Raw genomic sequence first — 235 nt, 5'->3', positions numbered from 1 at the left:
GCTATGATGGTAAAGGGAGAATGGTCAGCGAGAAGCAGACGGTCCGGGCTCCGCAGACGAATGCGCTGCTGTGGGAGCATGAAACCAGACATGCGTACAGCGAGCAGGGTCTGGCATATCAGACCACCCCCGACCGGCTTCCCCCGGTGGAATGGCTGACGTACGGCAGCGGGTACCTGGCGGGAGTGAAGGTGGGTAACACCCCGCTGGCTGACTTCACCCGCGACCGGCTGCA

Annotated in this window: 1 protein-coding gene; it reads left to right on the top strand. The window is 63.0% G+C overall.

Annotation, left to right across the window (positions count from 1 at the left end; genetic code table 11):
- A partial coding sequence (locus IM267_RS20815; protein WP_193034212.1) for an RHS repeat protein occupies positions 1–235 on the top strand: 235 nt, incomplete at both ends.

This window comes from Enterobacter cloacae complex sp. P15RS, from assembly GCF_014895905.1.
GTDB classification, from domain to species: Bacteria; Pseudomonadota; Gammaproteobacteria; order Enterobacterales; family Enterobacteriaceae; genus Enterobacter; species Enterobacter quasihormaechei.
This window is presented reverse-complemented; position numbering and strand designations above follow the sequence as displayed.